General features: G+C 63.6%; 15 protein-coding genes and 1 pseudogene. 9 read left to right on the forward strand and 7 right to left on the reverse strand.

Translation table 11 applies throughout. The features are described 5' to 3' along the window. Positions 1 to 79: 79 nt before the first annotated feature. Both E6B08_RS09265 and E6B08_RS09270 read left to right on the forward strand, forming a co-directional pair. Entirely contained in the window at positions 80 to 1,570 is a 1,491-nt protein-coding gene (locus E6B08_RS09265; protein ID WP_136913729.1) for an MmgE/PrpD family protein, read from the forward strand. A gap of 140 nt (positions 1,571 to 1,710) precedes the next feature. Continuing rightward, positions 1,711 to 1,935, forward strand: a complete 225-nt coding sequence (locus tag E6B08_RS09270; RefSeq protein WP_136913730.1) for a DUF2188 domain-containing protein — start codon at positions 1,711 to 1,713, stop codon at positions 1,933 to 1,935. Between the two features lie 86 nt (positions 1,936 to 2,021). Here the strand turns inward: E6B08_RS09270 and ehuA are convergent, their stop codons facing one another. The 4 genes from ehuA to ehuB all read right to left on the reverse strand — a co-directional run bounded on the left by ehuA (position 2,022) and on the right by ehuB (position 5,105). Continuing rightward, the gene (ehuA, locus tag E6B08_RS09275; protein ID WP_192938688.1) at positions 2,022 to 2,816 is read right to left on the reverse strand and encodes an ectoine/hydroxyectoine ABC transporter ATP-binding protein EhuA; all 795 of its coding nucleotides are present in this window, start codon (positions 2,814 to 2,816) and stop codon (positions 2,022 to 2,024) included. Positions 2,817 to 2,875: 59 nt separating this feature from the next. Continuing rightward, a complete protein-coding gene (ehuD, locus tag E6B08_RS09280) occupies positions 2,876 to 3,532 on the reverse strand; it encodes an ectoine/hydroxyectoine ABC transporter permease subunit EhuD (RefSeq protein ID WP_136913731.1) in 657 nt (218 codons plus the stop codon). Beyond that, entirely contained in the window at positions 3,529 to 4,188 is a 660-nt protein-coding gene (gene ehuC, locus E6B08_RS09285) for an ectoine/hydroxyectoine ABC transporter permease subunit EhuC (protein ID WP_136913732.1), read from the reverse strand. The genes ehuD and ehuC overlap by 4 nt, the downstream gene beginning before the upstream one ends. A 62-nt stretch (positions 4,189 to 4,250) precedes the next feature. Continuing rightward, positions 4,251 to 5,105, reverse strand: coding sequence for an ectoine/hydroxyectoine ABC transporter substrate-binding protein EhuB (gene ehuB, locus E6B08_RS09290; RefSeq protein WP_136913733.1), 855 nt, complete (start codon positions 5,103 to 5,105; stop codon positions 4,251 to 4,253). A gap of 225 nt (positions 5,106 to 5,330) precedes the next feature. On the opposite strand from ehuB, the gene E6B08_RS09295 reads away from it, so the two are divergent. From E6B08_RS09295 to E6B08_RS09325, 7 genes are all read left to right on the forward strand, one after another. Then, positions 5,331 to 6,725, forward strand: coding sequence for a PLP-dependent aminotransferase family protein (locus E6B08_RS09295; RefSeq protein ID WP_136913734.1), 1,395 nt, complete (start codon positions 5,331 to 5,333; stop codon positions 6,723 to 6,725). Positions 6,726 to 6,994: 269 nt separating this feature from the next. Further along, the gene (eutB, locus tag E6B08_RS09300) at positions 6,995 to 7,966 is read left to right on the forward strand and encodes a hydroxyectoine utilization dehydratase EutB (protein ID WP_136913735.1); all 972 of its coding nucleotides are present in this window, start codon (positions 6,995 to 6,997) and stop codon (positions 7,964 to 7,966) included. A 32-nt stretch (positions 7,967 to 7,998) separates the two neighbouring features. Further along, on the forward strand, positions 7,999 to 8,991 hold the full coding sequence (gene eutC, locus E6B08_RS09305; RefSeq protein WP_136913736.1) for an ectoine utilization protein EutC: 993 nt from the start codon (positions 7,999 to 8,001) through the stop codon (positions 8,989 to 8,991). Between the two features lie 36 nt (positions 8,992 to 9,027). After that, positions 9,028 to 10,218 (forward strand): ectoine hydrolase DoeA, encoded by a 1,191-nt coding sequence (doeA, locus tag E6B08_RS09310; RefSeq protein ID WP_136913737.1) that lies wholly within the window; start codon positions 9,028 to 9,030, stop codon positions 10,216 to 10,218. Between the two features lie 3 nt (positions 10,219 to 10,221). Continuing rightward, positions 10,222 to 11,241, forward strand: coding sequence for a N(2)-acetyl-L-2,4-diaminobutanoate deacetylase DoeB (gene doeB, locus E6B08_RS09315; RefSeq protein WP_136913738.1), 1,020 nt, complete (start codon positions 10,222 to 10,224; stop codon positions 11,239 to 11,241). 49 nt (positions 11,242 to 11,290) lie between these two features. Further along, positions 11,291 to 12,757, forward strand: coding sequence for an NAD-dependent succinate-semialdehyde dehydrogenase (locus tag E6B08_RS09320; protein ID WP_136913739.1), 1,467 nt, complete (start codon positions 11,291 to 11,293; stop codon positions 12,755 to 12,757). Positions 12,758 to 12,769: 12 nt separating this feature from the next. Beyond that, entirely contained in the window at positions 12,770 to 14,152 is a 1,383-nt protein-coding gene (locus E6B08_RS09325; RefSeq protein ID WP_136913740.1) for an aspartate aminotransferase family protein, read from the forward strand. A gap of 154 nt (positions 14,153 to 14,306) precedes the next feature. Here the strand turns inward: E6B08_RS09325 and E6B08_RS09330 are convergent. From E6B08_RS09330 to E6B08_RS09340, 3 genes and pseudogenes are all read right to left on the reverse strand, one after another. Further along, positions 14,307 to 16,564, reverse strand: a pseudogene (locus E6B08_RS09330) (FepA family TonB-dependent siderophore receptor). Positions 16,565 to 16,846: 282 nt separating this feature from the next. After that, a complete protein-coding gene (locus tag E6B08_RS09335) occupies positions 16,847 to 17,782 on the reverse strand; it encodes a FecR family protein (protein WP_136913741.1) in 936 nt (311 codons plus the stop codon). A gap of 12 nt (positions 17,783 to 17,794) precedes the next feature. After that, entirely contained in the window at positions 17,795 to 18,283 is a 489-nt protein-coding gene (locus E6B08_RS09340) for an RNA polymerase sigma factor (protein WP_136913742.1), read from the reverse strand. Positions 18,284 to 18,286 lie beyond the last annotated feature (3 nt).

The raw sequence follows: 18,286 nt of genomic DNA on the forward strand, positions 1-18,286 counted from the left end.
GATTATCATCGATTGGATTCTGCCTCAAGCTGCAGCGGTGCGCACACAACCTCTAACAACAAGCACCCTGGAGATCTGCATGAATTCGCTCAATCGCCGCAGCCTGCTCAAAGCAGGCGCCGTAGTTGCCGTGGCCACTGGCACGGAACTCTCCTTTGGCAGCCAGCCTGTCTCTTCTGCCAACACTTCGACGGCAACACCGGCCTCGCCGTCGGAGGGAAAGGACACGACCAAGACCTTGGCGAGATTCCTGGTGCAGGCAAAGTTCGACGACCTGCCGCCCAACGTGCGCAAGCAAGGCGTCAGGACGCTGTTCAACTGGGTCGGCGTGGCCGTAGGCGGTTCGCGACACGAAACGGTGGATCGCGCGGTGCGTGCATTGAAGCCGTTTTCCGGCCCGGAGCAGGCGAGCCTGCTGGGGCGCAGCGAGCGCTTCGATATCATGAATGCAGCGTTTCTCAATGGCGTGGCCGGGCATATCTTCGATTACGACGACACCCACCTGAAAACCATCATCCATCCTGCAGGGCCCGTGGCAGCCGCGATCCTGGCGCTGTCGCAATACCAGGTCGTGAGCGGCAAGGACTTTCTCAACGCGCTGGTCCCTGGCGTGGAGAGCGAATGCCGGATCGGCAACTCCGTCTACCCCGAACACTATGATGTGGGCTGGCATATCACCGGCACTGCTGGTGTATTCGGGGCCGCCGCAGCGGTGGGCAAACTGCTGGGGCTGAACGAGCAGCAGATGGTCTGGGCCCTGGGCTTGGCTGCCTCGCAACCGGTCGGGCTGCGCGAGTCGTTTGGCTCGATGAACAAAAGCTTCAACCCGGGCCGCGCCGCCAGCAACGGCTTGTTCGCGGCGCTGCTTGCCGCGCAGAACTTCACCAGCTCCGACCAGATGATCGAAGCGAAACGAGGCTGGGGCTACACCATCAGCACCAAGCAGGACTTCGCGCAGATCACCGATGGGCTCGGGACTCGATACGAAGCCGCGCTGAACACGTACAAGCCTTTCGCCTGCGGCATCGTCATCCATCCGGCAATCGATGCCGCCATCCAGCTGCGTGATCAGTACGACCTCAAGCCGGAGCAGATCGCCGAGGTGCGGCTGAAGGTTCATCCTCTGGTACTGGAGCTGACCGGCAAGAAGACGCCGCAAATCGGCCTGGAAGGGAAATTCAGTGTCTATCACTCCGTGGCGGTTGCCTTGGTGCAAGGTGCCGCCGGGGAGCGCCAGTACAGCGACCAGGCGGTCCGGGATGCCACGGTGGTGGCGCTGCGCGACAAGGTCAGTGCGACGATCGACCCTGCGATCAAACCCGAACAGGTCGACATGACCGTAGTGCTGAAGGATGGCCGTCAATTGCACAAGTACATCGAGCATGCCATCGGCAGCCTGGAAGTTCCCATGACCGATCAACAGCTGGAGGCGAAGTTCAGCGACTTGGCGGTGGGTGTGCTGCCAGACGATCAGGCGCGGCGGTTGATCGATCTGTGCTGGAAGGTCGAGCAATTGGACAGCGTGGCCATTCTTGCTCAGACCGCTGCTTCTTCGAGGGCTGCTTCCTGACGTCACGCGTCAGGCACGGCCCCCAGGTGACATCCAGGCTGCTAATTGATTCCACTGAGTGAACGCCGAGCCGCTTGGGTAGTCCCACGCTGTATCGCCGGTTGGATATGGCGAGCCCTATGCGAAGGAGGAGCAAGACGATGGACAGCTACCACGTCGTTCAAACCGCAGATGGATGGGAACTGAAAAAAGAAGGTGCGCAGCGGGCCTCGAAGCGCGCTGCGACCAAGCAGGAACTGGTGGGCGCGCTGGGTGCGTTCTTCGAGGGTAAAACCGCCTCGGTGAAAATTCACCGAGTCGATGGCACCTTCGAGGAAGAGCGCACCTACCCGCGATCCGCCGATCCGAAGCGCTCCAAGGGGTGATAGCCGTTTCCGACGCTGGATTATCGACTCGCGCGCGCCTGCAGATATAGCCAATCTCCGGGTGTTTCTTTGCGCCGTGCCCGCCTTCAGTTCGCTTCGCGCACAGCACTCAGAAATGCCTGGGTCCGCTCCTGCTGTGGGTTCTCGTAGATCTGCGCCGGCGTGCCTTGCTCATGGATCTGCCCCTTGTAGAAGAAGCACACCCGATCGGCGAACTCGCGGGCGAAGCCCATCTGGTGAGTGACCATCAACATGGTCAGGTTGTGCTCGCTGCCCAGTCGGCGGATCACGTTGAGCACCTCCCCACAGAGCTCCGGATCGAGCGCCGACGTCACTTCATCGAACAGCATCACCTTGGGCCGCATCGCCAGCGCCCGGGCAATCGCGACGCGTTGTTGCTGGCCACCGGACAGTTGCGAGGGGTAATGCTCGAACTTGTTGCCCAGCCCGACCATTTCCAGCAATTCGGCCGCCCGCTCGCGGGCCTCTTGGGGTTTGACGCCCAGCACCTGCACGGGCGCCTCGATCACATTCTGCAGGGCAGTCATGTGCGGAAAAAGATTGAAGCTCTGGAACACCATGCCGATCTTCGCCCGTACCTTGCGTACATGGCGCTCGTTGGCGGTGACCATCGCGCCGTTGCGTCCAGGCATGTGGGTGAGCGAGTCCCCGTCGACCTCGATCATGCCCTGGTCGATGCCTTCCAGGGTCATCAGGACCCGCAGCAACGTGGATTTGCCCGAGCCGCTGGGGCCGATGATGGCGACTTTTTCGCCGGGCGCGACGTTGAGGTTGAGGCCATCGAGCACGGTGAAGCTGCCGTAGCGCTTGGTCACGTCCTTGAAACTGACGATCGGTTGGGCAATGGCCGGTGTGGGCATGCTGGCGTCCCGCGGCAAAGGGGTGGTGGCAGTGGCGAGGTGGGTCACAGGCGCAATCATCAGCGAAGCTCCAGGCGCAGTTCGAGGCGCCGAACGAGGTAGGCCAGAGCGATGCTCAAGACCAGGAAGAACAGACCGACCAGGGTGATCGGCTCGAGGTAGCGGAAACTCTCGGAGCCGACATTCTTGGCCTGCTGCATGATTTCGACCACGGTGATGGCCGACAGCACGGGAGTGTCCTTGAGCATGGCGATCAGGTAGTTGCCCAGCGGCGGCAGGATCGGCCGGATCGCCTGGGGCAGGATGACCGCGCGATAGGCGGTCCAGGGCGCGAAGTTCAGGGCTACCACGGCTTCCCACTGGCTGCGCGCCACCGAATCCAGGCCGCCCCGGTAGACCTCGGCCAGGTAGCAGGCATAGTGCACGCCAATACCGATGATGCCGGCCTGCATGGCGGTCATGTTGACCCCGTAGTTGGGTAGTACGTAGTAGAGGAAATACACCTGGATCAGCAGCGGCGTGCTGCGGATGAACTCGATCACCAACGCCACCGGCCATGACAACCAGGCGTGGCGGCTGCGCCGGGCGATGGCCAGGAACAGCCCCAGCACCACGGCGATCGCGAAGCCCACCAAGGTGATGCCCAGGGTTTTCAGCGATGCCTGCAGCAAGGCAGGAAGGATCTGCGCAACGTAGTTCCAGTCCCAGAAATTCATGACAGGCTCCCCCGCAGGCGGCCACGGCTCAGGCGGCGCTCGACCCTGCGCATGAGGAAGTTGATGACCTGGGCCAGGACGAAGTACAGCAGCAGGGTGAGGCTGAAGATCTCCAGTGTCTGGAAGGTCGCCTGGTCAAGCTGGCGGGCCCGGAAGCTCAGGTCCGATAAGGTGATGAGCGACACCAGGGAGGTGTTTTTCAACAACTCGATGAGCAGGTTGGTGCCGGGCGCGATCGCAGCCAGCAATGCCTGGGGCAGGATGATCCGCCGAAAACGCGTGGTCGCCGGCATGTTCAGAGCGGTGCACGCCTCGTATTGGCCCTTGGCCACCGAGCTGATGGCGCCGCGCATCACTTCGGCGCCATAGGCACCGATGTGCAGCCCGAGGCCGACGATGGCCACGGTGTAGGCACTGAGTTCGAGGTTGAACGGCGGCAATGGCAGGACGAAGAACAGCCAGAACAACTGCACCAGCAGCGACGTGCCACGAAACAGCTCGATATAGGCCACGCACAGCCAGCTCAAGGGTCGCCATGACGAACGCCGGCCCAGGGCTGCGAGGATAGCGGCGACGATGGCCAGCAACGAGCCGAAGAAGGTGACCTGGATCGTGACCCAGGCGCCCTGCAGTAACAACGGTATCAATTCACCCATGGTTCGACCTGAATAATCGCATTACACAGGGAATGGCATGGCAAGTGCCATGCCACCTCGATTCACTGCTGGGCACAGAGCTCGGCGGCGGTCTTGTCGGTGACGTTGGAGCGGTCGAAGCCGAATGGCGCGACGGCCTTGAGGTGCTCCTCGCTGCCCAGCCACTTTTTCATCTCGGCATTGACGGCATCGCGCAGGGCTTTGTCCTCGGGGCGGAAGGCCAGGGCGCCGTAGCCGGTGTGGGACGGGTCGTCGGTGAAGTCACTGATCGCCTCGACCTTCTCGCCACCTTTGCTGGCCAGGCCCTTCATGGTCAGTTGGGTGCCGACGGCAGCGTCGGCGCGGCCGGCACGCACGGCCTGCAACTGGGCAGTGGTATCCGGTACCTGGAGGATCTGCGCGTCCTTGACGCCCGAGTCGCGGGCATAGGCGAGGTTGACCGTGCCTGCCATGATCGCCAGCTTCACGTCCGGGTTCTTGGCGATGTCGGCGTAGCTGTGCAGGTTCTTCGGGTTGCCCTGGGCGACCAGCAGGGTATCGGGCAGGGCGTATTGCGGGTCGGTGAAAATCACCTGCTTGCAGCGTGCCGGGGTGATGTACATGCCGGCGGCGATCACATCGAAGCGCCCGGCACGCAGGCCGGGGATCAGCGAGCCCCATTCGGTGAGCACGCCGTCGACCTGCTTGATGCCCATCTTCTCGAAGATGATCTTGGCGATTTCCGGCGATTCACCGGTGACCCGGCCATCGGTCTCGGTATAGGCGAAAGGGGTCTCGTTGGCATAGCCGATGCGAATGCGGCTGTTGTCCTTGATTTGCTCCAGGCTGGCGGCCTGGGCGCTGGCGAACACCGCGAAGGTGGTGCAGGCGATCAGCAGGCGCTGGAACGGACGTTTAGCGGGGGACGGCTGGCTCATCAATGAATCTCCTGTTTCTTATAAAAACCGTCGGTAACGGCTCTGTGTTAGGAGGCAGTGGAGCAAAACAGCGGAGCAGGGTGGCCGACCGTGCTTTTGTTCGGAATGTCGACCTTGGACGGAGCATACAAAAGCTGAAACGACGATGGGATTGCACTAGGACAATTGCCTGGGCGGTCTGCTGAGGCGATGCTGTCGGTCGGCCCCGTGAGTGAAGTGAACATCATGCACAGTTGGAAGGCAGCCCTCGATGCGGCGCGCATCGGTCAATCCAAGTACAAGACCCTGGTTCAGGTTGTGACCGCGGAGATCGAGCGTGGCGTGCTGGTGCACGACCAGCGCCTGCCGCCACAGCGGCAAGTGGCCGATGCCCTGGGCATCAGCGTACAAACCGTGACCAATGCCTACAAGGAATTGGAGCGCCAGGGCCTGGTCCGCTGCGAGATTGGCCGGGGCAGCTTCGTCAGTCGGCGCATGAGCGACCGCGTGTCGGATGACATCATCGACCTGCCCGAGCGTACCCTCGTCGACTTCTCCATTACCCGCATCCTTCACACCCAGGCGCACGAACGCATCTGGCGCGACACCTGCGCGGAGCTGGCGCAGGAAGAAGAGCAGCCGTGGATCCATGCCTATCGGCCGATTGCCGGTTTCGAGAGCCATCGCGAAGCGGCGGTACGCTGGCTCAGTGGCTTGGGCATGCCGGTCGAACGCGACGATGTGCTGGTGACCAACGGCGCCGCCCATGCCATTTTCCTGGCCTTGGCCTCGCTGGCCGGGCCAGACGATGTGGTGCTGTGCGAGGGCCTGACCGACCATGGCGTGATCGGTAATTCCCAGGTGCTCGGCTTTACCCTCAAGGGCCTGGAGATGGACCGCGAGGGCATCGATCCCGAGCATTTCGAGGACATCTGCAGCAATGAGCGGGTGACCGCCCTGGTGTGCACGCCCAACCTCAACAACCCGACCGTGAGCCTGATGCCCGACAGCCGGCGGCAAGACATCGCGAACATTGCCCGGCGCTTCGGGGTGCACATCATCGAGGACGACGTCTACGGGCCGCTGCTTGGCGGCCGCCATGCCCGACCATTGAGTACGTATGCACCGGAGTTGTCGTTCTATTGCACCAGCATGACCAAATCGGTGCTCACCGGCCTGCGCGTGGGCTACCTGGCCATGCCCAAACGCCTGGCGCTGCGAACCGAAAGCATTTTGCGGGTCAACAGCTGGATGGCCACGCCACTGGTTGCGGAGATCGCCTCGCGCTGGATCAACGATGGGCGTGCGATGGAGCTGGTGGAACTGCAGCGCACGTTGCTCGGGGAGCGTCAGGCACTGTTGCGTGAGTACCTTGGAGACTCTATCCGCGGCCAGCATGCCCATGCCTTGGGAGCGTGGCTGAACATTCCCGAACGCTGGGAAGTGGACAGCCTGGTGCGTGCCTTGCGCCGCCGGGATATCGCGGTGACGCCGCCCGAACCGTTCCTGGTACGCGGTACGCCACGCCCGCGGGCGGTGCGTTTGTGCGTGGGGGCCGAATGTTCCGAGGCCAAGCTGCGCCAGGCGCTGGGCGACATGCGCGAGTTGTTTGGGCAGTATCCGCAGATCCACGAGCTTTGATCCGGTCGCACCGGCCTCTCATAGAACAAACATAACTCATTGATTTAGCAAGGATCTGTGGGAGCGGGCTTGTCCCGCGAACACCGGCGAAGCCGGTGCCATCCACCTCGCCGCCCCATTCGCGGGACAAGTCGGGGCGCCGAACCGTCGCGAACAGGCCGGTACCGGCAAAAAACAAAATCTCTGGCAAATTGCCCTAGTACATTCATCGTGACAATTTTCGCCTCATACACTCGGCCCAACGTCAGGTCACTCGTTGGGTCCCGGTCATGCCAGCGCTTTCGCTTCACGATCTCTACCTCGCCCGTCAGCGTATCCACGGCCTTGTGCGTCGCACGCCGCTGGAGCTGTCGCCCAGCCTGTCACGGCACCTGGGCACGCCGGTCTACCTGAAACTCGAAGCGCTGCAGACCACCGGCAGCTTCAAGCTGCGCGGCGCCAGCAATGCCATCGCTGCACTGAGCCCGGCGCAACGCTCGCGTGGCGTGGTCACCGCCTCCACCGGCAATCACGGCCGGGCAGTGGCTCACGCTGCCGCGCAACTGGGGGTGAAGGCGACCGTATTCCTCTCGCAGCTGGTGCCGAGCAACAAGGTCCAGGCCATTCGCGACCTTGGCGCCGAGGTCTGCATCAATGGCCACTCGCAGGATGACGCCCAGCAGGCCGCGCAACAGCATGCCGACACACACGGCGCGGCATCCATACCCCCTTTCGATCACCCCGGTGTCATTGCCGGCCAAGGCACCCTGGGCCTGGAAATCCTCGAGCAGTTGCCCGAGGTCGAGCAGGTGTTGATCCCACTTTCCGGGGGCGGTCTGTTCGCCGGCGTGGCGCTGGCGCTGAAAAGCATCAACCCGGCGATCACCGCCCATGGCATCAGCATGCAACGCGGAGCGGCGATGCACGCCAGCCTGCAGGCCGGCAGCCCGACCGAGGTCGTGGAGCTGCCGACGCTGGCCGATTCGCTCGGCGGCGGTATCGGCTTGAACAACCAATACACCTTGCCCATGACGCAACGCCATCTCGACCAGTTGCATCTGCTGTGCGAAGCGTCGATCGCCAACGGCATGCGCCATGCCTACCAGCATGAGCGACTGGTGCTGGAGGGTGCCGGCGCGGTTGGCATCGCCGCACTGCTCGATGGCCTGGTCGAAGCCCGTGGGCCGGTCGTGGTGGTGGTCAGCGGGCGCAATGTCGATAGCGCCCAGCACCTGCGCGTTCTCAACGGCGGCGACGCCTGAGTCTTCTGGTTTCCTTCATTGGAGGTATTCGAATGCCCGCCATCACCTTGCTCAGCGAAGCCGACCTGCGCAGTTGCATCACCCTCGACCAGCCTGCGCTCGATGCCGTCGAACAGGCCTTTGCCCTGCTCGCCACGGCCAAGGTGGCGATGCCGCCGATCCTGCGCCTGGACGTGCCTGAGCACAACGGCGAAGTGGATGTGAAAACGGCTTACCTGCCGGGCCTGGAGCGCTTCGCGATCAAGGTCAGCCCGGGTTTTTTCGATAACCCCAAGCTCGGCCTGCCCAGCCTCAACGGCATGATGATGTTGCTGTCGGCACGCACCGGTCTGCTCGATGCGCTGCTGCTCGACAATGGTTATCTCACGGCCGTGCGCACTGCCGCGGCTGGCGCGGTCGCCGCGCGTTGGCTGTCGCGCGAGGACAGCCGCTGCGTGGCGCTGATCGGCAGCGGTGAACAGGCCCGTCTGCAACTGCAGGCGCTGCGCCTGGTGCGGCCGATCGAACAGGTGAAGGTCTGGGGGCGCGATGCGGCAAAGGCTGCCGGATTGGCTGACGATCTCGGGCGCGACGGGCGTTTGCACATACAGGTGTGCGGCAGCGTCGACGAAGCGATGCAGGGCGTCGATATCGCCATCACCTGCACCGCCAGCCGCGAGCCGCTGATCCAGCCGCGACACCTGCAGCCCGGCTTGCATATCACCGCCATGGGCGCGGATGCCGAGCACAAGAATGAGATCGCGCCGCAGGCCCTGGCCCAGGTCGACCGCTATGTCGCCGACCGCCTGAGCCAGACCCGCGTGCTGGGCGAACTGCACCACGCACTGCGCGCCGGCGTGGTCGACGAGGCAGCCAACCATTGCGAACTGGGCCAGGTCATCGCTGGCCTGCAGCCAGGTCGCGAGCGCGCCGAGGCGGTCACCTTGTGCGACCTGACCGGCACCGGCGCCCAGGACACCGCCATCGCCAACCTGGCCTTCGAACGTGCCGTCGCCGCCAACAAAGGCCTGGCGTTCAGCAGCTGAGACTTTTTCCGATCCAATCACAAGAAGGGCATCCGTATGTCACAGACAGTGGTCAACCTGCCGTTCAGCCGGCAGGAATACGCCCAGCGCCTGGCCAAGACCCGCGCCGCCATGCAGGCGCAGGGGCTGGAGCTGTTGCTGGTCACCGATCCATCGAACATGGCCTGGCTCACCGGCTATGACGGCTGGTCGTTCTACGTCCACCAGTGCGTGCTGCTGGCGCTCGATGGCGAGCCGATCTGGTACGGCCGCGGGCAGGATGCCAACGGCGCCAAGCGCACGGTGTTCATGCAACACGACAATATCGTCGGCTACCCGGACATCTACGTGCAGTCGCGCGAACGTCATCCAATGGACTACCTGTGCCAGGAAGTCATCCTGGCCAAGGGCTGGGGTGGCCTGCGCATCGGCGTGGAAATGGACAACTACTATTTTAGCGCCGCGGCCTATCAGTCACTGTGCCAGCATCTGCCACAGGCGCGTTTCAGCGATGCTGCAGGCCTGGTCAATTGGCAGCGGGCAGTGAAGTCGCCGCAGGAAATCGAATACATGCGCATCGCCGCCCGCATCGTCGAAAAGATGCACGCGGGCATCCTCGAACGGATCGAGCCGGGCATGCGCAAGAACGAGCTGGTGGCCGAGATCTACCGCAGTGGCATCCTCGGGGTCGATGGCCATGGCGGCGACTATCCGGCCATCGTGCCATTGCTGCCGACCGGCGCCGATGCCAGCGCGCCGCACCTGACCTGGGACGACTCGCCCTTCACCCGGGGTGCCGGGACATTCTTCGAGATCGCCGGTTGCTACAAACGCTACCACTGCCCGCTGTCGCGCACGGTGTATCTGGGCAAGCCGCCGCAGCATTTTCTCGAAGGGGAGAAGGCCGTGGTCGAAGGCATTGCTGCCGGTCTCGATGCCGCCCGGCCAGGCAACACCACTGGCGATATCGCCCGCGCATTCTTCGGTGTGCTGGAGAAGTTCGGCATTCACAAGGACAGCCGCTGTGGCTACCCGATCGGCATCAGCTACCCGCCAGACTGGGGCGAACGCACCATGAGCCTGCGCCCGAGCGACACCAGCGTGTTGCAACCGGGCATGACCTTCCACTTCATGCCGGGGCTGTGGATGGACGACTGGGGCCTGGAAATCACCGAAAGCATCCTCATCACCGAGACCGGGGTCCAGACCCTGTGCAACGTGCCGCGCCAACTGTTCGTCAAGGACTGAACCATGAACGCAATCGCACAGGCCACCAGCGCGCTGGCCAACCCGATCAGTTGCAACCTGGATTTCGACCAGGACGGCGTGCAGCATGGTTTTCTCAAGCTGCCGTACTCGCGTGACGACTCGGCCTGGGGCGCGGTGATGATCCCGTTGACCGTGGTCAGGAACGGCATCGGGCCTACCGCCCTGCTGACCGGCGGTAACCACGGTGACGAATACGAAGGTCCGGTGGCGCTGAGCAAGCTGGCCCAGCAACTGCAGGCCGGGGAGGTGACGGGGCGGGTGATCATCGTGCCGTTCATGAACACGCCGGCGTTCCATGCCGGTACCCGCACCTCGCCGATCGACAAGGGCAACCTCAACCGCAGTTTCCCCGGTCGGCCCGATGGCAGCGTGACGGAAAAGATCGCCGACTATTTCCGGCGCACCTTGCTGCCACTCGCCGATATCGTGCTGGACATTCATTCCGGTGGCCGAACCCTTGATTTCCTGCCGTTCGCCGCCTGCCATGTGCTGCCTGACAAGGCCCAGCAGGCCCGCTGCGAGGCCGGCATGCGGGCCTTCGCCGCGCCCTACAGCATGCGCATGCTCGAATTGGACGCGCAGGCCATGTACGACACCGCGGCCGAAGCGCAGGGCAAGGTGTTCGTCACCACCGAGCTCGGCGGCGGCGGGACCTCCACGGCGAAAAGCGTGGCCCTCGCCGAACGCGGGGTGCGCAACCTGCTGATCCATGCCGGCATCCTCGCCGGCCAGATGCAGCCAGGTGAGTCGGTACTGCTCGACATGCCCGATGGCGATTGCTTCATCGCCAGCGAGCACGACGGCCTGCTGGAGATGTGCCGCGACCTGGGCGAGTCGGTCAGCCAGGGCGAAGTGATTGCGCGCATCCATGATATCCGCCGCACCGGCAGTGCCCCGGTTGAATACCGCGCCCGGCGCAGCGGCCTGCTCGCGGCCCGGCACTTCCCCGGGCTGGTGCAGTGCGGCGACACCCTGGCGGTGATCGCCGACGTGCTGGCCTGACCTGCGGGCTCAGCCGCGTCACCACGACAAAGAGGTATGGAGAACAGTCATGTCACACCACTACCCATTCAATAGCCTGTGCCATGTCGACGGCCAATGGCTGCACAGCCACAGCGGCAACAGCATCGCGGTGCACAACCCGGCCACTCGCCAGGTCATCGGCCATGTACCGCTGCTCGACCATGAACAGATCGTCGACGCAGTGGATGCCGCCGAGCGGGCGTTCCCGGCATGGCGCCAGCGCAGCCTGGACGACCGTGCGGCAATGCTGCGGCGCTGGGCCGAATTGATGATCGAGCACCAGGCGTCACTGGCGCGCATCCTGAGCGAGGAACAGGGCAAGCCGCTGGCCGAGGCGCGCGGTGAAATCGCCTACGCGGCCAGTTTCATTCCCTGGTTCGCCGAGGAGGCCAGGCGCCTGAATGGCCAGACCATCGCCAGCCATATCCCAGGCGCCCAGCTCAGCACGCTGAAGGAGCCGGTGGGTGTCTGCGCGTTGCTGACCCCGTGGAATTTCCCCAGCGCGATGATCACCCGCAAGGCCGCTGCGGCGCTCGCTGCCGGTTGCACGGTGGTGGTCAAGCCGGCGCATGAAACGCCGTTTTCGGCGCTGGCCCTGGCCAAGTTGGCAGAGGATGCAGGGTTCCCGCCGGGGGTGTTCAACGTGGTCATCGGCGAGCCCCAGATGACCATGGAAACCCTGGTGCGCGATAGCCGCGTGCGCGCGGTCAGCTTCACTGGCTCGACCCGCGTCGGCAAGCTGGTGCTGCAGGCTGCGGCGCAGGATGTGAAGAAGGTGGCGCTGGAGCTGGGCGGCAATGCGCCCTTCATCGTCTGCGCCGACGCCGATCTTGAACTGGCGGTACGCGTCGCCGTGGCGGCCAAGTTCCAGACATCCGGCCAGGATTGCTGCGCGGCCAACCGGATCATGGTGCAGCGGCCATTGTACGAGGCGTTCCTGACGCGGTTCGCCGAGGCCGTAAGAGCGCTGAAAGTCGGCCCGGCGATGGTCGATGGCGATGAGACGGCAGCCGAGGTCGGCCCCTTGATGCATCAGGCGGCCTTCGATGCCACCCAGGCGCGGGTCGCCAACGCATTGCAGCTCGGTGCCCGGCGCTTGGCCGGTGGCGAGGGCCATGCCCTGGGCGGTTGGTTCTTCCAGCCGACGGTGCTGGCCGATGTCACCCCGGCGATGCGCATCTACCAGGAAGAAAACTTCGCGCCCATCGCCGGGGTCATGCCGTTCGATACGTTGGAGCAGGCCATCGCCATGGCCAACGACACCGAGTACGGCCTGGCGGCGTACATCGTCGGCAACCGCCTGGATGTCGTCCACCCCCTGGTGCGCCGACTCGATCACGCGATGGTGGCCATCAACGGCGTCAAGTTCACCGGCCATCCCATTCCATTCGGCGGCATGAAGGCCTCGGGCCTGGGCCGCGAGGGTGGCAGCGAGGGCTTCGAGCCCTTCGTCGAAACCAAATACGTTTGCCTGCACCACCACGGTCAGTTCTAAGGAGCCTTCGTCATGAGCCAAGATTTCAGCCAGCTGTTCGAACAGGACCGCGCCCACTTCATGCACCCCTCGACCCATGCCCACGATCACGCCAGCGGCGCGCTCAAGGGCAGGATCATCACCGGTGCCGAAGGGATCCGCCTGCGTGACCATGAAGGTCGTGAACTGATCGACGCTTTCGCCGGGCTGTACTGCGTCAACATCGGTTACGGTCGTACCGAGGTCGCCGATGCGATCCACCGCCAGGCCCAGGAGCTGGCCTACTACCACACCTACGTCGGCCACTCGACCGAGGCGATCATCGAGCTGTCCAGGCGCATCATCGACTGGGCGCCAGCCGGCATGAAGAAGGTCTATTACGGGCTGTCGGGCTCCGATGCCAACGAGACCCAGGTCAAGCTGGTGCGTTACTACAACAATATCCTCGGTCGCCCGCGCAAGAAGAAGATCATTTCCCGCGACCGCGGCTATCACGGCTCCGGCATCATGACCGGCAGCCTGACCGGGCTGCCCAGTTTCCACCAGCATTTCGACTTGCCGGTGGAAGGGGTCAAGCACACGGTCTGTCCGCATTGGTACCGGCAAGCCCCGGCAGGCATGGACGAGCAGGCCTTCGTGCAGTACTGCGCCGACGCGCTGGAGCAGTTGATCCTCGCCGAGGGCCCGGACACCGTGGCCGCCTTCATCGGCGAACCGCTCATGGGGACGGGTGGCATCATCGTTCCGCCCAAAGGTTACTGGAAGGCGATCCAGGCCGTGCTCGAGCGCTACGATGTGCTGTTGATCGCCGACGAGGTAGTGTGTGCTTTCGGTCGGCTGGGCTCGAAGATGGGCAGCCAGCGCTATGACATCCGCCCGGACCTGATCACCACGGCCAAAGGCCTGACCAGCGCCTACGCGCCGCTTTCAGCGGTGATCGTCGGCGAGAAGGTGTGGAACGTGATCGAGGAGGGCTCGCAGAAAGCCGGGCCGATGGGCCATGGCTGGACCTATTCCGGGCACCCGATTTGCGCCGCTGCGGCGCTGGCCAACCTGGACATCCTCGAGCGGGAAAACCTCACCGATAACGCCGAAGTGGTGGGCGGTTACTTGAACCTGCGCATGCGCGAGACGCTCGAAGGCCATCCGCTGGTCGGTGAGGTGCGTGGCGACGGCATGCTCTGCGCGGTCGAGTTCATGGCCGAGCGCGAGGCGCGCACGCCATTCGATCCGGCGCTCAAGGTCGGACCGCAGGTATCGGCGGCGTGCCTGGAACGCGGCATGGTCGCCCGGGCGATGCCACATGGCGACATCCTCGGTTTTGCACCGCCGTTGGTGCTCGACCATAAGGACGCTGACCGCATCGTTGCTATCACCAAGGCGGCGGTCGATGAGGTAGCTGACAAGCTGCTCTGACCTCGATGGGCGTGTGTCTGGGCGGGCCTCTTCGCGGACAAGCCCGCTCCTGCAAAGGTCAACGCCGAACCTGTAGGAGCGGGTTTACCCGCGAAGAGGCCGGCCCAGACAACAACGTATCTGGATCAGCTCCAAACACTCGCGCTTACGTTGCTTAGAAGGACGCCGTGAGGCTGGTGTAGATGGCCCTGCCGTGCTGGTTGTAAGACGCAGCACCTGCCGCGCTGGCATTGCCCTTGCGAAACAGGCGTTTGTCAAATAGGTTGCTGACCCCGGCCCCCAGCCGAATGTGCTCGTTGAGCGTGTAGCCCAGGTTGAGTCCGACCAGGCTGTAGCTGCCGAGCGACTGGGAGTTCACGCCGCCGGTTGCCTCGGAGCGAGTGGTGGCGTTGGTTGGCGGCTTCTGGCGCCCATAACTGGTCACGCTGAGCTGGGAGGACAGCTCCGGTGTCAGCTGCCAGTCAAGCATGGAGTTGAGGGTGTATTTGGGAATCAGCGACAGCGGGTTGCCGTTGTCCTTGTTCTTCGATTCGATCATCCAGGTCGCGTTGTTCGACCAGGTCAAGTTATCGGCCAGCGGTATCTGCAGCGTGCCCTCGATACCTTGGGTCACCGCCTTCTTGGCATTGGCCCACTGGTACACCTCGTAGCTACCGGCGTCGGCCACCGAGTCAGTGAGGTCAACGGTGATCTTGTTGCGGTAGTCGTTGCGAAAGTACGTCAAGCCAGCCACCCAGCTGTCATGCCTGAACTCCACACCCAGCTCTTTGTTGATGCTGATTTCAGGGTCCAGGTGCGCGTTGCCAAGAATGTAGCAGCCGCTCGTGCCACCCATGGAGCAGCCGTTGCCGTTGCTGACCAGCATGTAGTTGGGGTTGATCTGGTACAGGTTGGGCGCCTTGAAAGCGCGGGCGATGCCGGCCTTGAAGGTGTAGTCATCCCAGAAACGCTGCGAGAAGTTCAGGCTCGGCGACCAGTTGGGGCCGAAGTCCTGATGATCGTCCATGCGCACCCCAGGGGTGAGCATGGTGCCCTCTGCCAGTTCGATATTGTCCTCGACGAACAGTGAGCCTATCGTCGCGCCGACCGCGCTGTCGCGTACACCATCGGTAGCGTTGGGCAGTGGGTTGCTGCTGGAGGCGGTTGCACTCAAGGATGCGGGGTCATTGAGCTCCTGGCGCGTCCACTCGCCTCCCACCGTCAAGGTTTGCGGCAGCACGGTGGCCATGGGCAGGTTGAATTCGCCATGGGCGAGCCAGTTCTTCAATTCGCTGGTGGTGAACGTGTCGGAATTGATAAGGCCTTCGGCACCTCCGCCCAATCCCTCGTTCAACCGACGGTTGCGGGTGTTTTCATATTGGACGAAAAACTTGCTGGTGCCGAAATCCCAATCGCCATTGTGGGTGATCGAGTAGGTTTCCCGGTACATCTTGTTGGTTTCGCGACCCAGGTAGTTGCCTGCCAGCTTGTTGGAGGTGTCGACGTTGCCCTGACTCTCGCCTGCATACAGATTTCCTTGGCGGCTGAAGGACGTCTCGAATTCCAGCGACTGGCGATCATCGAGCTGCCAGGTCAGCAACCCGTTGACGTCCTTGTTACGCACACCTTCGGCGCCGGCCGGCAACTTGTTGCTGCCGGCCTGGTGACCTTCGTTGATGTCGAAGTCGTCGTTATCGGTGGTGCTCATATTGCCGTAGAGCCGGTAGTGAAGGGTCTCGGTCAGGGGCCGCTGAGGCTGAAGTTGGCGCGTTTGGTGGCCCCCTCGTCGTGGTGCGTGGGCACGTTGGTGTACAGCGACAACATGCCATGGGTCTGGTTGTCGGGCCGTTTGGTGAGGATATTGATCACGCCACCTGAGGCACCATTGCCATAGCGGGCCGCCGCCGGGCCGCGGATCACCTCGATGCGCTCGACCTGCTCGGCCGGCACCCAGTTGGTGTCGCCACGGGTGTCGCGGTCGCCGGTAACGCTGTAGCGAATGGAGTTACGCGAGGTGACGGGTTTTCCGTCGATCAGGATCAGGGTGTTCTCCGGCCCCATGCCACGGATGTCGATCTGGCGGTTGTTGCCGTGCACGCCGGTTGCACTGTTTCCCGTCAGGTTCACGCCAGGCATCTTGCGGATGATGTCCGAAAGGTCGTTGACCGGCGGCGACTTCTGGATGTCCTGGGCGGTGATGATCGACACGCCGGGCATCTGCTTGGATTCTTCCTCGGCAGTGGCGATTACCTGGCTGGCGTCCAGGGTAAGGGCGGCTTCCTCGGTCGGGGCAGGCAGCACGATCAGCCGGTCGCCCTGCACCTGGCCAACCAGCCCGGTGCCGCTCAGCAGCCTGGCGAGCGCCTGTTCGGTGTTGGCACTGCCGCTGACCCCAGGGCTGGTCCGTTGGGCGACCAGTTCGCTGGTGACCATCAGGCGCAGCCCGGCCTGCTCTGCGAACCGGTTGAGCGCCTGGCCGAGAGGGCCAGGCGCTACCGTGAACTGGCGCGCGGCCGATTGGGTGGGCTGGGCGGCCCACAGTGGGCCACTGACGCTGGCGGCAAGGCTGCCACTGATAGCCAGATACAACCCGCCGCGACGAAACAACTGCTGCATGTTTATCCCCTTTGCACTCGACGATGAGCCGTCGGTTGCGGCTCTCAAAGGGGATACACGACGGTGTCCCGGAAGCTGACAGCACGGATCCAAATTTTTTCAATGATGACCCTGGGAGATCGGTTCAATGCGCGTCAGCCATGGCCATTGACGAATACGTACCGGTAGCACTTGCTCAAGCCAACGCAACTGCGCATCGGCATCGTTGGTCGGCAGCGAGCCGGTCACCGGCAGAGCACGCAGGTGGGGGTCGCTGACCCAGATCAGTCCCCTGTGGTAACGCCCAAGGGTTTCGAGCACTTCGCCCAGTGGTTCGCCATCGAACACCAGGCGATCGCGTCGCCAGGCGGTGAGGGCTTCGACGTCGACCGGATGTGGCGTGCCCATTTGTCCGTTGGCGTAGTCCAGCGCCTGGCCCTGGTCGACCTGTTGCGATTTCCCTCCTGCGGTCATTTCGACCTGGTGCTCAGTGACGACCAGACGAACTCCTTTGCCATCGCTGCGTGTGTCGAAGCCAGTGCCCAGCGCTCGCATGCGCACACCGGCCGACTCGACATCGAACGGGTGAGCGGGGTCGGCCCCGACCTGTACATGGAGTTCTCCGCTGTACAGGCGCACCAGACGAAGCTCGCCAGTCAGACGGATGTCCACCCGAGTGCCCGGCGCAAGCGTGAGGGTCGAGCCGTCAGGCAGGTGAAGCTCGCGGCGTTCACCTGGGCCGGTGCGCTGATCGGCCAGCCAACCCTGCTCCTGAGCCTGGTGCAGGCTACTGACGCCGAGCATCGCGGCGATGCCAAGCATCAGGATTGGCAGGCCCCGCCGACGAGGGCGGCGCAGGCTGGTGCCGAGGCTTTCCCACAGCGTCTCGGCGGCCAGCGCGGCGCTGTGATGCGCCGGGGATTGTTCGCTCCAGGCCAGGTAGCGGTCCCATCGGTCGGCATTGGGCCTGCCGTCGTGCAGGTCCACCAGCCACTGCAGTGCTTGTTCCTGAAGGTCGGGCAGAGGCTGGTCCAGCAGGGTTTGGTCAACGGGCATGTCGGTTCTCTGTCACGCCAGGCGACGGACGCAGTGGCGCAGACCGCGCATGATGTATTTGCTGACCATGCTGGGCGACACCCCGAGGCGTTCGGCGATGGCGGCGTGGCCAAGGCCGTCCATGCGGTTGAGCAAAAGTGCCTGGCGGCAGTTACTCGGTAGTTCGTCCAACGCCTCGCGCAGCAGTTCAAGTTGACGGCGCAGTTCCAGTAACTGTTCGGGGTTGGGTCTTGGGTCTAGCAACTCGTTTTCGACATCCTGCAGAGCACTATGCTCGCCGACGCGTTTGCGTCGGCGGACCACATCGATAACCAGATTGCGTAACAGACGCATGAGGAAAAATTTCGGTTGAGCAATGCTGGCATCGCCCATGCCGGCATAGCGGACGAAAGTGTCCTGTGCCAGATCCGCCGCCAGTTCGCGATCGCCCAGACGGCGGTAGGCAATGTGCTGCAGGTCGCGATGGTACAGGCGGAACAGCTGGTCCAGGTTGGTGGGCACGGT

It is taken from the genome of Pseudomonas putida, assembly GCF_005080685.1.
GTDB lineage: Bacteria > Pseudomonadota > Gammaproteobacteria > Pseudomonadales > Pseudomonadaceae > Aquipseudomonas > Aquipseudomonas putida_V.

Excerpts from the sequence above, each read along its gene's own strand:
- E6B08_RS09265 (WP_136913729.1), top strand. The coding sequence starts at position 80 with ATGAATTCGCTCAATCGCCGCAGCCTGCTCAAAGCAGGCGCCGTAGTT.
- E6B08_RS09270 (WP_136913730.1), top strand. The coding sequence starts at position 1,711 with ATGGACAGCTACCACGTCGTTCAAACCGCAGATGGATGGGAACTGAAA.
- ehuA (WP_192938688.1), bottom strand. The coding sequence starts at position 2,816 with ATGCCCACACCGGCCATTGCCCAACCGATCGTCAGTTTCAAGGACGTG.
- ehuD (WP_136913731.1), bottom strand. The coding sequence starts at position 3,532 with ATGAATTTCTGGGACTGGAACTACGTTGCGCAGATCCTTCCTGCCTTG.
- ehuC (WP_136913732.1), bottom strand. The coding sequence starts at position 4,188 with ATGGGTGAATTGATACCGTTGTTACTGCAGGGCGCCTGGGTCACGATC.
- ehuB (WP_136913733.1), bottom strand. The coding sequence starts at position 5,105 with ATGAGCCAGCCGTCCCCCGCTAAACGTCCGTTCCAGCGCCTGCTGATC.
- E6B08_RS09295 (WP_136913734.1), top strand. The coding sequence starts at position 5,331 with ATGCACAGTTGGAAGGCAGCCCTCGATGCGGCGCGCATCGGTCAATCC.
- eutB (WP_136913735.1), top strand. The coding sequence starts at position 6,995 with ATGCCAGCGCTTTCGCTTCACGATCTCTACCTCGCCCGTCAGCGTATC.
- eutC (WP_136913736.1), top strand. The coding sequence starts at position 7,999 with ATGCCCGCCATCACCTTGCTCAGCGAAGCCGACCTGCGCAGTTGCATC.
- doeA (WP_136913737.1), top strand. The coding sequence starts at position 9,028 with ATGTCACAGACAGTGGTCAACCTGCCGTTCAGCCGGCAGGAATACGCC.
- doeB (WP_136913738.1), top strand. The coding sequence starts at position 10,222 with ATGAACGCAATCGCACAGGCCACCAGCGCGCTGGCCAACCCGATCAGT.
- E6B08_RS09320 (WP_136913739.1), top strand. The coding sequence starts at position 11,291 with ATGTCACACCACTACCCATTCAATAGCCTGTGCCATGTCGACGGCCAA.
- E6B08_RS09325 (WP_136913740.1), top strand. The coding sequence starts at position 12,770 with ATGAGCCAAGATTTCAGCCAGCTGTTCGAACAGGACCGCGCCCACTTC.
- E6B08_RS09335 (WP_136913741.1), bottom strand. The coding sequence starts at position 17,782 with ATGCCCGTTGACCAAACCCTGCTGGACCAGCCTCTGCCCGACCTTCAG.